At 41.2% G+C, this 12,493-nt stretch carries 9 protein-coding genes; 4 read left to right on the top strand and 5 right to left on the bottom strand.

The window, feature by feature from the left end; genetic code table 11:
* Positions 1-64 precede the first annotated feature (64 nt).
* The 3 genes from N6A79_RS05570 to N6A79_RS15880 all read right to left on the bottom strand — a co-directional run bounded on the left by N6A79_RS05570 (position 65) and on the right by N6A79_RS15880 (position 2,073).
* Complete coding sequence (locus N6A79_RS05570) at positions 65-1,144, bottom strand: zinc ABC transporter substrate-binding protein (protein ID WP_268547306.1); 1,080 nt, start codon at positions 1,142-1,144, stop codon at positions 65-67.
* 510 nt (positions 1,145-1,654) lie between these two features.
* Positions 1,655-1,891, bottom strand: a complete 237-nt coding sequence (locus tag N6A79_RS05565) for an Imm31 family immunity protein (RefSeq protein ID WP_268547305.1) — start codon at positions 1,889-1,891, stop codon at positions 1,655-1,657.
* Positions 1,888-2,073, bottom strand: coding sequence for a polymorphic toxin type 17 domain-containing protein (locus N6A79_RS15880; protein WP_410007255.1), 186 nt, complete (start codon positions 2,071-2,073; stop codon positions 1,888-1,890). Before N6A79_RS15880 ends, N6A79_RS05565 begins: the two co-directional genes overlap by 4 nt.
* Before the next feature lie 501 nt (positions 2,074-2,574).
* Between N6A79_RS15880 and cysS the strand changes: the two genes are divergently transcribed.
* Positions 2,575-4,080: a cysteine--tRNA ligase gene (gene cysS, locus N6A79_RS05560; RefSeq protein WP_268547304.1), complete on the top strand. Its 1,506-nt coding sequence runs from the start codon at positions 2,575-2,577 to the stop codon at positions 4,078-4,080.
* On the top strand, positions 4,080-5,702 hold the full coding sequence (gene cimA, locus N6A79_RS05555) for a citramalate synthase (protein ID WP_371739807.1): 1,623 nt from the start codon (positions 4,080-4,082) through the stop codon (positions 5,700-5,702). The genes cysS and cimA overlap by 1 nt, the downstream gene beginning before the upstream one ends.
* A gap of 58 nt (positions 5,703-5,760) precedes the next feature.
* On the opposite strand, the gene purU is transcribed toward cimA, so the two are convergent.
* On the bottom strand, positions 5,761-6,645 hold the full coding sequence (gene purU, locus N6A79_RS05550; protein WP_182419282.1) for a formyltetrahydrofolate deformylase: 885 nt from the start codon (positions 6,643-6,645) through the stop codon (positions 5,761-5,763).
* Positions 6,646-6,957: 312 nt separating this feature from the next.
* Here purU and pyc point away from each other — a divergent pair, with 312 nt between their 5' ends.
* Positions 6,958-10,416, top strand: a complete 3,459-nt coding sequence (gene pyc / locus N6A79_RS05545; protein ID WP_268547303.1) for a pyruvate carboxylase — start codon at positions 6,958-6,960, stop codon at positions 10,414-10,416.
* 60 nt (positions 10,417-10,476) lie between these two features.
* Here the strand turns inward: pyc and N6A79_RS05540 are convergent, their stop codons facing one another.
* Positions 10,477-10,938 (bottom strand): RidA family protein, encoded by a 462-nt coding sequence (locus N6A79_RS05540; RefSeq protein WP_268547302.1) that lies wholly within the window; start codon positions 10,936-10,938, stop codon positions 10,477-10,479.
* A 405-nt stretch (positions 10,939-11,343) separates the two neighbouring features.
* Here N6A79_RS05540 and mltG point away from each other — a divergent pair, with 405 nt between their 5' ends.
* A complete protein-coding gene (mltG, locus tag N6A79_RS05535; protein WP_268547301.1) occupies positions 11,344-12,471 on the top strand; it encodes an endolytic transglycosylase MltG in 1,128 nt (375 codons plus the stop codon).
* Positions 12,472-12,493 lie beyond the last annotated feature (22 nt).

Genomic DNA, 12,493 nt, shown 5'->3' with positions numbered 1-12,493 from the left:
CAAATTTAATTAAAGCCACTTATAAATGGCCCGCTTTTAAAATAAGCGGGCCAAAAAATTTCAATTATTCGGAAAGACAATGTTTCAATGAATGAGCAATTTTTTCAATCATAAGCTCGTATTGCATTGGTCCTTCTGGAATATCGTAACCAAGTGGATCAAGCTCACCTGTTTTGACGCCTGTGCCTTCTTGAATAGTTTTAACAACACGCGGCTCAAATTGTGGTTCTGAAAAAATACACGCAGACTTTAAGTCTTTTACTTTTTCCTTAATTTCGGAAATACGCTGTGCACCAGGTGCTTGCTCAGGATTTACTGTAATAGAACCCGCAGCTGGAATATCAAAGCGTTTTTCAAAATAATGATATCCGTCATGGAAAACAATAAATGGTTTACCACGCACCGGTGCAAGCTCACTATTTACTTGCTTAATCAATGTATCAAGCTTTGCCACATAGGCGGTTGCATTTTGCCGATAACGATCGGCATGTTCTGGGTCTTTTTTTGCCAAAACTTCAGCAATATCTTTAACTGCTACTTTGGCGTTTTCAGGATCTAGCCAGAAATGCAAATCCTTATGATGATCATGGTCGTGATCAGCTTCTGCGCTTTCATGCTCATTGGCATGCTCATGAGCATGATCGTGGTCATGTGCATGATCGTGGTCATGTGCATCGGCCTTTTCTGCCTTATCATGGTCGTGGTCAGCCTCCCCATGTTCGTGCTCATGATCATGGTCGTGGTCATGACTATGGGCTTCGAACATACCTCCTTCACGCATATCAATAAGCTTTATGCCCGGGATTTCAGAAAGAGCAACCTTGTCTGCTTTTTCCGCAAGGTTATCAAGCGGCTTTATTAAAAATGTCTCCATGCTTGGGCCGGCCCAAAAGACAATATCAGCTTTGGCTAGATTATCGGCGTCACTTGGGCGCAAAGAATAGCCATGCTCTGATCCTGTCCCCTTTACAATCAATTCAGGCGTACCGACACCTTCCATAACCGTTGCAACCCAAGAATGGATCGGCTTAATTGAAGCGGTAACTTTAGGAACTTCAGCAAAAGCACTTGCTGAAAAAACAGAAACTGAAACAAAAACAGAAGCGGCAAGCAACTTGCGAAAGCTTTTAACCAAATTTGTCATTTTGCATCCTTTAAGAGCGTTATTGACGGATAAAATTTAAAATATCAAATCTAACCAACATATAAGGTGAAAGCTGAAACGCTAGCAGACCGCAAATATAGCCCCGCACAAATCTAACAATCCACCACATGCAACGTTATAATATAACATTTAATCTCATACGCTTTTAAAAATCAAGTAACAATATTTTATTTTCATATTACAACATCATTTACCACAATTTATGAATGAGCTGCAGTGAAGAATGATTTGTAGAAAATGAGTCAACCATTTTGCAATCATCGAAGCCCCAACCCTTAATAATAAAATTAATTAAAAATCATACTTTTTTATAATTATTCATTTTCGGCTTAAAAAGGGATTTGGGTGAAAAGGTGCATAGACAATCAAAGAGCAAAACCAATTGCTACACGATATATTTGGAATTAAGATGGTTAATAATAGCTAAAGACTGGGCGTTCAATACATAAATGCGTCAAACTCTAACTTTGCGACAAGGCAATTCAACCTCTAATAAAAATCTTCACGTTTAAATTTTTTTCCAGTAGCCGTTAATTCATCAGAATTAAAATCAAAGCAAAGATTATATTTATATAAAAAAACTCCATAGCCAAATCCCCCATCATCTTCCTCACTAATTCCCAAGACTACTCCTTTCAAGTTATGATATTCCGATTTTTTGATATTATTTTTAACATTGTCATTGACGATTACTTCTGAATAAAAATCTAATTTTACGTGTTTCATTTATGTGTTATCCTTCCATCAAGTGAAACATTCAGATGGGAACCATCACGGGTGGCACACCCAAGCTGTGATTTTCCTTGACTGCCTAATTGAACATCCCATTCAAAAGCTTGTCCTGCAATACGTGAAGTTCCTTTAACCCTTTCATTACCAAATCTAACTACATAACGTTTTTGATAAATATCAGTTTTGATAATTAATAACTAATTTCCTGCCGCTTAGTTTTATCATAAATTATTATTAAAATAGGTCTGACGTTCTAGGAATTTTATCAATTTAAATTTAATATTTAATATTTAATATTTAATATTTAATATTTAATATTTAATAAAATTTATTAACAGTAAGACAAAAATTGAAGCAACAGAATTAAATCTTGAAATAACAGCCACAAAGAAATCTCCATTGAGTCAAGCCACTCCAATGCACGGAACTCACTTAAATTTAAGATGATATAAAGGCATGTAAATTCTTTGTTTGAATTTTTCTAACAACACTTGACGCAGATTGGTAAAGCGCGCTAAATGTGCTTCATGAAAACATTTGAAACCACAATTTGTATTTTTACAATTATTATTGACTAGCTCATTGCTGGTCTGGTTGTTTTCATCACTGTTATCCCTTTAAGCAGAGATTAGCGCCCAGATCAGCGGCAAGAAATCACGCACATAAAGGTTGCAGCCATGGCAGTGTTGAAGTTTTATAATTCCCTCACACGACAAAAAGATGATTTTCATCCAATTAATAAAAACAATGTGCGCCTTTATGTTTGTGGACCAACAGTTTATGATTATGCCCATATAGGCAATGCGCGCCCTGTCATTGTTTTTGATGTGTTATATCGTCTATTGCGCCACATTTATGGCCAAGACCATGTGCTTTTTGCCCGTAACATTACCGACGTGGATGATAAGATTAATGCGCGTGCCGTACGCGATTATCCAGATTTGCCCCTTAATGATGCAATTAGAAAACTCACCGAGGAAACGAATAACCAGTTTCAAGCAGATGTGAAAGCATTGGGCTGCTTACCGCCTGATGAACAGCCACGCGCCACCGACCACCTTGGCGAAATGCGCGCCTTGATTGAACGCCTTATAGAAACCGGTCACGCCTATGTGGCAGAAGACCATGTGTTGTTTTCCGTAGCTAGCATGGGCACTAACCCCCGCTATGGTGCCCTATCGCGCCGCTCACTTGACGATATGATTGCAGGTGCGCGTGTAGATGTTGCGGCCTATAAACGTGACGAAATGGATTTTGTTTTATGGAAACCATCGCTCAATGGCGAACCTGGCTGGCCCTCACCTGCTGGAATAACCGTTAATGGTCGCCCTGGCTGGCATATTGAATGCTCGGCAATGTCAATGGCAAAATTATTGCAGCCTTTTGGTGGTGGCCTACAATGTGATGATCCTTTGGCCAATATTTTTGATATTCATGCCGGCGGTATCGACCTTATTTTTCCCCACCATGAAAATGAAATAGCCCAAAGCTGCTCGGCTTTTGGCAATGAGCGTATGGCAAATTATTGGTTGCATAATGGCTTTTTACAAGTTGAAGGTCAAAAAATGTCCAAAAGCCTTGGCAATTTCATTACCATTCGTGAAGTCTTAAATGAAGATTTACCACAATTTACTGATGAGGTAGGCGAGGAATTACGCAGCATTTGGGCGGGTCTCTCGGCACGTTTTTCCATGTTACAAACCCATTACCGCGAACCAATTAATTGGACAAAACAACGCTTAACCGAAGGTGCAGAAGAACTTTATCGCTGGTATGAGCTATTACGAGACATTAAGTTTGATGGCAGCATTGATACAAGTGCGGATAATGAGGTGGTAGAGGCATTATCCGACGATCTTAATACATGGAATGCAATCACCACCTTAAGGCGTTTTTACAAAGAACGCGATGCACGAGCATTGGGCGAAGGCATGGCTTTGCTTGGGCTCCTCCGCCAAGATTTGATTGAAGACCAAGAAAACCTGCTATTTTACCGCAAAGCGGAACTATCAGACGATGAAATTCATCAACAAATTGCTTTAAGACTTGAAGCTATAGCCGCTAAGGACTGGGCAAAGGGTGATGAAATTAGAGATAATCTTGCCAAGCAAAATATCTTGTTAAAGGATGGAAAAAATCCTGAAACCGGAGAACGTGTAACCAGCTGGGAAGTAAAAAAATAATGCGTGATTATATAACCCTTTATGACACAACCCTGCGTGATGGACAACAGACACCCGGTGTTGATTTTTCGCTTGCAGATAAGCAGACAATCGCCAAAATGCTTGACGATTTTGGCCTTGATTATATTGAAGGCGGTTATCCAGGCGCGAACCCAACTGACACGGCTTTTTTTACCCAAAAGCCGACCCAAAAAGCTAAATTTGTCGCTTTTGGCATGACAAAAAGGGCTGGCATTTCTGCTTCTAATGATCCAGGCCTTAGCATGTTAGCGCAAGCAAAATCAGATACCATTTGCTTGGTTGCTAAAACATGGGATTACCACGTGCGTGTCGCACTCAATTGTAGCAATGACGAAAACCTACAATCGATTGCAGAATCGGTAAAATTTGTCCAAAACGCAGGTAAAGAAGCAATGGTCGATTGCGAGCATTTCTTTGATGGCTATAAAGCAAATCCGCAATATGCGCTTGCCTGCGCCAAAGCAGCCTATGATAATGGCGCACGTTGGGTGGTTTTATGCGATACCAATGGCGGCACTCAGCCAAGTGAAATTACCAAGATCATCGAAGCAGTAACCAAAGTGGTGCCAGGCGATCATCTTGGCATCCACACCCATGATGATACAGGCCAAGCCGTTGCTAATTCATTAGCCGCCATTGAAGCAGGTGTGCGGCAAGTGCAAGGTACATTAAATGGTATAGGTGAGCGTTGCGGTAATGCCAATCTTATTACATTAATGGCAACCCTTGGCTTAAAACCCTTTTGGTCAGAACGATTTAAGACAGGAATTGCACCTGAAAAATTAAGAAAATTAACACAAATCTCCCGCAGCTTTGATGATATATTAAACCGCAACAGCAATGAGCAAGCCGCCTTTGTTGGTTCATCAGCTTTTGCAACCAAGGCAGGTATTCACGCGTCAGCTCTTTTAAAAGAGCCTGAAACCTATGAGCATATTCCACCACAATTAGTCGGCAATAGCCGCCGCGTCATGGTTTCCGACCAAGGGGGCAAAGCCAATTTTATTGCCGAGCTCCATCAGCGCAATATTATGGTTGAAAAAAGTGATCCACGACTTGATAGCCTTATTAATATTGTCAAGGAACGTGAGGCATCTGGTTATGCTTATGAAGGAGCAGATGCAAGTTTTGAGCTTTTAGCACGCAAACACCTTGGCACTTTACCTGATTTTTTCCATATCCAATCTTTTCGCTGTAGTGTCGAAAGAAGACACCAAGGCAATGGCTGCATTGCTTTAATGTCAGAAGCGGTTGTAAAATTACGTATTGATGATGAAATTCATATGTCGGTTGCCGAAGGGCATGGCCCCGTCAATGCTCTTGATATTGCGCTGCGTAAAGACCTTGGTAAGTATCAAAGTGAAATTGCAGATATGTCACTGATTGACTTTAAAGTGCGGATTTTAAATGGTGGTACAGAAGCTATCACCCGCGTATTGATTGAAAGCCAAGATAAATCTGGCATGCGTTGGCGCACCGTTGGGGTATCCGATAATATTATTGATGCTTCATTCCAAGCGCTGCTCGATTCTGTTGTCTATAAGTTGGTAAAAAACCGCACTGTACAAGATGAAAATCTATTAAATCAACAAAGCGCTTAAAATAAAAATAGCCTGCGATCAGATAATGATAGCAGGCTATTTTAAAAAATTGCATTAACTATCCCATACGCTCAGACGCGTAACTTCCAGGGCTTGCTGGGAAGACAACAACGCGGCTACCATTGATAAAATTGCGATGTTGGATATGTGCATGAACAGCGCGAGCCAAAACTTGTGCTTCAACATCACGGCCAATGGTGACAAAATCCTCGGCATTTTGTGCGTGGGTAATACGCTCTACCGCTTGTTCGATAATTGGCCCCTCGTCTAAATCTGCCGTTACATAATGGGCAGTGGCGCCAATAAGCTTAACGCCACGTTGATAGGCCTGCTTATAAGGATTAGCACCTTTAAAAGATGGCAAAAAGGAATGATGGATGTTGATAATGCGCCCCGACATTTCTTTGCATAACTGGTCAGACAAAATTTGCATATAGCGGGCAAGCACAATCAGTTCCGCACCGCTTTGGCGCACAACATCCATAAGTTCTTGTTCAGCTTGCTTCTTGTTTTCCTTAGTTACTTTAATGCGATAAAAAGGAATATCATGATTAGCAACGATCTTTTGATAATCAAAATGATTGGATACCACTGCAACAATATCAATCGGCAAAGCACCTATGCGCCAGCGATATAAAAGATCATTCAGGCAATGACCAAAGCTTGAAACCATGATGACAACCTTCATACGTTCTTTTGAATCGTAAAAATGCGTATCCATGGTAAATTTTTGCGCAATATCTGCAAAGCCTTCCTCAAGCTCGCTCAAACTCGCTCCAAGTTCTGATACGAAACTTACCCGCATAAAGAACTTACCCGTTTCAAGATCATCAAACTGCGAAGAGTCAATAATATTACACCCCTTATCAGCAAGATATCCTGAAATGGCTGCAACAACACCACGCATAGATTGGCAAGAAACAGTTAAAATAAAACGACTCATCACAACTCCAAAACCTTACAAGACTATCTCTTAAATCGCCCATTTAGAGCTTTTTATAAGCATATTCCAGTCTTTTCTTATTAGCATACTGTACCGAACAAGTTAAAAAAAAATTGGCGCAACTAAAACAGCTTATAAAAAGTCTCGCACTCTTATTTAAACATTCGCAAATATAAACCAACCAAAAAATAAATATATACATATAAAACAGCACAATACAAATAAATGTTATATTTTCTATTTTGTTTCTCTTGCTTTATCGGCAACTATATTATTTAAATATAAGCATATATGCTTGGGAGGAACTTAATAATGCGCATTAAAAAGCTACTTGTGGCAAACCGGTCAGAAATTGCTATCCGCGTATTTCGTGCAGCCAATGAACTGGGCATTAAAACCGTTGCTATTTGGGCGGAGGAAGACAAATTAGCACTTCACCGCTTCAAGGCTGATGAAAGCTATCAAATTGGCCGCGATCCACAATTAGGGCGTGAATTAGGGCCGATTGAAAGCTACTTATCAATTGAAGAAATCATCCGTGTTGCCAGGCTTTCTAATGCTGATGCTATTCACCCGGGCTATGGTCTGTTGTCAGAAAGTCCCGAATTTGCAGAAGCTTGTGCGCAAAATGATATTCTGTTTATTGGCCCTAAACCACAAACCATGCGCCAATTAGGCAATAAGGTTGCAGCAAGAAACCTGGCTATTGATATTGGCGTTCCCGTTGTACCAGCAACAGAGCCCCTGCCCGACAATATTGATGAGATAACCAAACTTGCAAAAAGCGTTGGCTTTCCACTCATGCTTAAAGCCTCATGGGGTGGTGGTGGCCGTGGCATGCGCGTTATCCGTAAGGAAGAAGATTTAGCCCGCGAAGTATTAGAAGCTAAACGTGAAGCCAAAGCTGCTTTTGGTAAGGATGAAGTTTATCTTGAAAAGCTAGTTGAGCGCGCTCGCCACGTTGAAGTGCAAATTTTAGGCGATACCCATGGCAATGCTGTGCATTTATATGAGCGTGATTGCTCTATCCAACGGCGCAACCAAAAGGTAGTTGAACGCGCACCAGCCCCTTATCTCAATGATACACAGCGTCAAGAAATTGCTGCTTACGCCTTAAAAATTGCCCATGCCACCAATTATATTGGCGCTGGCACAGTTGAATTTTTAATGGATGCCGATGAAGAAAAATTCTATTTCATTGAGGTTAATCCGCGCATCCAAGTTGAACATACAGTGACCGAAGAAGTTACTGGTATTGATATTGTTAAGGCACAAATCAAGCTACTTGAAGGCGAAACTATTGGTACAGCAAAATCTGGCGTTCCACCGCAGGCACAAATTCAGCTAAATGGCCATGCCTTGCAATGCCGTATTACCACCGAGGATCCTGAGCAAAATTTCATCCCTGATTATGGCCGGATTATCGCTTATCGCGGTGCAACTGGCTTTGGCATTCGCTTAGATGGCGGCACCGCCTATAGTGGTGCTGTCATCACGCGTTTCTATGATCCATTGCTCGAAAAAGTAACGGCTTGGGCACCAACTTCTGATGAAGTTATTGCGCGAATGGACCGAGCCTTACGCGAGTTTCGTATTCGCGGTGTTGCCACCAATCTTACCTTTTTGGAAGCAATTATTTCCCACCCCAATTTTGCTTCCAATAAATATACAACGCGCTTTATCGACACCACACCAGAGCTTTTTCAATCGGTAAAAAGGCAAGATCGCGCCAGTAAATTATTGACCTATATTGCTGATGTAACCGTAAATGGTCATCCTGAAACAAAAGGGCGCGCAAAACCGGCAGCCAATGCCGCTTCACCGGTTATTCCGCAAACCAAAAGCCACGAGATTAAAGCTGGTACCAAGCAAAGATTTGATGAATTGGGACCCAAACAATTTGCAGCATGGGTACGAGAGCAAAAACGCGCCCTCATTACCGATACGACAATGCGTGATGGTCATCAATCCTTATTAGCGACCCGCATGCGCAGCCATGATATTATCAATATCGCTCCAACCTACGCGAAAGGCTTATCAGAGTTGTTTTCGCTTGAATGTTGGGGTGGAGCAACTTTTGATGTTGCCATGCGTTTTTTAACTGAAGATCCGTGGGAGCGTTTGAATAAAATACGAGAAGCCGCACCCAATATTTTATTGCAAATGCTTTTACGCGGCGCCAATGGCGTTGGTTATAAAAGCTATCCCGACAATGTGGTAAAATATTTTGTTCGCCAAGCTGCACAAAATGGCATTGATGTTTTCCGTGTTTTTGACAGCCTTAACTGGGTTGAAAATATGCGTCTTTCGATGGATGCCGTTTTAGAAGAAAATAAAATATGTGAAGCAGCTATTTGTTATACAGGCGATATTTTAAACTCTGCTCGACCTAAATATGATCTTGGCTATTATTTAAAACTCGCCCGTGAAGTGGAAGCAGCTGGCGCCCATATTATTGCAATCAAAGATATGGCTGGACTGATGAAGCCAAACGCGGCACGCATATTATTTAAAGCACTGCGTGAGACAACCTCCCTGCCACTTCATTTCCATACCCACGACACATCGGGCATTGCCGCCGCGACTGTTTTGGCGGCGATTGAAAGTGGTGCAGATATTGTTGATGGCGCGATGGATGCATTATCAGGCAATACATCGCAACCCTGCCTTGGCTCGATTGTAGAAGCGTTGAAGGGAAGTGATCATGATACCGGTTTAGATACTAATCTTATTCGGCGTGTATCATTTTATTGGGAAGCGGTACGCCAACAATATGCGGCTTTTGAAAGCGACTTAAAAGGCCCAGCATCCGAAGTTTATCTACATGAAATGCCCGGAGGCCAGTTCACCAATTTAAAAGAACAAGCAAGATCCTTAGGGCTTGAAACGCGCTGGCACGAGGTTGCCCAAGCCTATGCCGATGTAAATCAAATGTTCGGCGATATTGTTAAGGTTACTCCTTCATCAAAAGTTGTCGGCGACATGGCTTTGATGATGGTATCGCAAGATCTAAGTGTTGAAGATGTTGAAAATCCTAATAAGGACATCGCTTTTCCAGAATCGGTCGTATCAATGATGCGCGGTGATTTAGGACAGCCGGAAGGTGGTTGGCCAAAACAACTCCAGAAAAAAATATTAAAAGGCGTACAAGCTTTTACAGTACGCCCCGGCGCATTATTGGAAGACGCTGATCTTAATAATGAGCGCCAGCAAATAGAAGAAAAAGCTAATCGTAAAATTAGCGACCGTGAATTTGCTTCTTATTTGATGTATCCAAAAGTTTTTTCTGATTTTATCGCAGCTGCCAATCTTTATGGCCCAGTTGCCACGCTGCCAACACCAATTTATTTCTATGGCCTCAACCATGGCGATGAAATATTGGTTGAAATTGAACAGGGCAAATCATTGGTCATCCGCAATCTTGCAATTGGCGAAAGCGATGAAAATGGCATGATCACGGTATTTTTTGAGCTTAACGGCCAGCCACGGCGCGTTAAAGTGCCCGATCGTCTACATGCAGGCGCAGTTAAAACCAGAACAAAGGTCGAGCTTGGCAATATAAATCAGATTGGTGCGCCAATGCCCGGTGTTGTTTCAGAAGTTGCAGTAAAAACCGGCGATAAGGTTCAAGCCGGTGATGTATTGCTATCTATTGAAGCTATGAAGATGGAAACAGCACTTCATGCGGAAAAAGATGGTATAATTGCTGAGGTCTTTGTTAAGCCAGGCGACCAAATAGATGCCAAAGACCTATTAATTACTTTTGAATAGATTTTTAGTTAAACCGCGAAACATGCCTTCATTCAAAAAGGGACGTTTCGCGGTTAAAGCTTAAATTTCAAGGATAGCTTCAACTTCCACTGTGGCATTTAATGGCAAGCTAGCAGCACCAACTGCAGAGCGCGCATGTTTACCCGTTTCACCCAACACATTTACAAATAGGTCAGATGCACCATTTGCTGCTTGCGGAATATCATAGAAATCAGGCGCACTTGCAACAAATACAACAATTTTGACCACACGCTTAATTTTATTAAGATCACCAAGTGCTGCTTGTGCTTGCGCCAAAACATTTATCGCACAGGCTTCAGCCGCTTTTTTGGCGTCTTCGATAGTAACATCTTGCCCCACTTTACCTGTGGCTAATAATTTTCCATCTTTGAGCGGCAATTGCCCTGAAATAAATAACTGGTTTCCGCTTTGCGCATAAGTAACATAATTGGCAACAGGAACCGCGGCTTGCGGTATAGTAATTCCCAAATCACTTAGTCTTTGGCTAATTAAATCTGACATGACATTCCTTTCCATAAAATAAGTAGAATTATACACAGTTCAAAAAAAACGCCTAGCGCATTTTAAATAAAATACAATTCATCTTTGACAGAATGGACAAGGAAAGAGGAGTTATCCCTAAACAATAAAGGAACAAATTGATGGATGTAGGTGGACAATCATCACAAGTACCACCCTTAGCAACAGATTGTAGCACATTATCTTTTTTCAAAGCCCTAGAAAAGACACCTTATGCCATCTAAAAGACAAATGCCTTTGTTATTTTAACCAAATAGCAGCAAAATCTAATTAAACTGCGACATTTAAATTTATCTTGACGCAACAAGGTCTTGAAAATATTCTTGGTTTGAAAGCCATTTAGAAATTGAATTGGATAATGTCCAAACCAAACATAAAGAAGCTACAATGACATCTCCTGCCCCAAACGAGCAAAATAATATAGAACCAAACAAGGTTGATCCAGAGCCCAACAATGCGGTTAAAAGCGTTAAAACCAAAAAAAGACGGCGTTCAAAAGCTGCGCGTAACCCTTTAGTTATTTTAGCAAACCTTGTTTTTTCACTCCTTATACTTGCCGCATTAGGGGCAGGATTTGGTATTTATTATTTAAAAAAGACATTTAATGATCAAGGCCCATTGCAACAGGCTGAAGTCATTTGGATCAAACCTGGGACAGGTATAAAAGAAATTTCAACAATGCTTGCTAGCAGTAATATCATTTCCAATGATCAAATCTTTGTCTATGGCATTGGATGGGAGCAAAAAACTAAGGCGCTAAAGGCAGGTGAATATGAAATACCTGCCCACGCCTCTATGCGTGATGTTATGAATATCTTGGTTCTAGGTCGCTCTATTGAGCATAGCATAACAATACCAGAAGGCTGGACTGTAACCCAAGCGCTAAATCGCATTGGCAGTAATGAAATATTAACTGGCGATTTAGCAAACGAAAAAATGCCTCCTGAAGGCGGTTTAATGGCTGACACAGTGACATTTTTACGCGGCACAACTCGTGCTGATATTGTGCGCCGCTTACAACAAAAGCAAGACAAATTGGTAAAAGACATTTGGGCTACAAGAGCTGCAGATTTACCGATTAAAAACATTAATGAATTTGTAACACTTGCATCAATTGTTGAAAAAGAAACGGGCATTGCGTCGGAACGCCCACAAGTTGCAGCTGTATTTGTTAATCGGCTGCGTAAAAATATGCGTTTGCAATCAGACCCAACCATTATCTATGGATTGTTTGGTGGTGCAGGTAAGCCATCTGGACGCCCAATCTATCGTTCAGACATAGATAAGGAAACACCTTATAATACCTACAGGATTAATGGCTTGCCACCAACACCAATTGCAATTCCGGGCAAGGATGCTTTAATGGCCGTTGCCAATCCACCAAAAACTGAAGATCTTTATTTTGTTGCTGACGGTACTGGTGGACATGCCTTTGCCAAAACATTAGATGAGCATAACCAAAATGTCCGAAAATGGCGTGAGGTCGAGCGTTCAGGTAGCACAGCTCCCAATTAATTAAAAAAACTAAAGCAGTTAT

This window comes from Bartonella sp. HY761 (assembly GCF_026743145.1).
GTDB lineage: Bacteria > Pseudomonadota > Alphaproteobacteria > Rhizobiales > Rhizobiaceae > HY038.
This window is presented reverse-complemented; position numbering and strand designations above follow the sequence as displayed.

Bases quoted from the DNA above. Each gene is read 5' to 3' on its own strand.
- N6A79_RS05570 (WP_268547306.1), bottom strand. From the start codon at position 1,144: ATGACAAATTTGGTTAAAAGCTTTCGCAAGTTGCTTGCCGCTTCTGTT.
- N6A79_RS05565 (WP_268547305.1), bottom strand. From the start codon at position 1,891: ATGAAACACGTAAAATTAGATTTTTATTCAGAAGTAATCGTCAATGAC.
- cimA (WP_371739807.1), top strand. From the start codon at position 4,080: ATGCGTGATTATATAACCCTTTATGACACAACCCTGCGTGATGGACAA.
- pyc (WP_268547303.1), top strand. From the start codon at position 6,958: ATGCGCATTAAAAAGCTACTTGTGGCAAACCGGTCAGAAATTGCTATC.
- purU (WP_182419282.1), bottom strand. From the start codon at position 6,645: ATGAGTCGTTTTATTTTAACTGTTTCTTGCCAATCTATGCGTGGTGTT.
- N6A79_RS05540 (WP_268547302.1), bottom strand. From the start codon at position 10,938: ATGTCAGATTTAATTAGCCAAAGACTAAGTGATTTGGGAATTACTATA.
- cysS (WP_268547304.1), top strand. From the start codon at position 2,575: ATGGCAGTGTTGAAGTTTTATAATTCCCTCACACGACAAAAAGATGAT.
- mltG (WP_268547301.1), top strand. From the start codon at position 11,344: ATGACATCTCCTGCCCCAAACGAGCAAAATAATATAGAACCAAACAAG.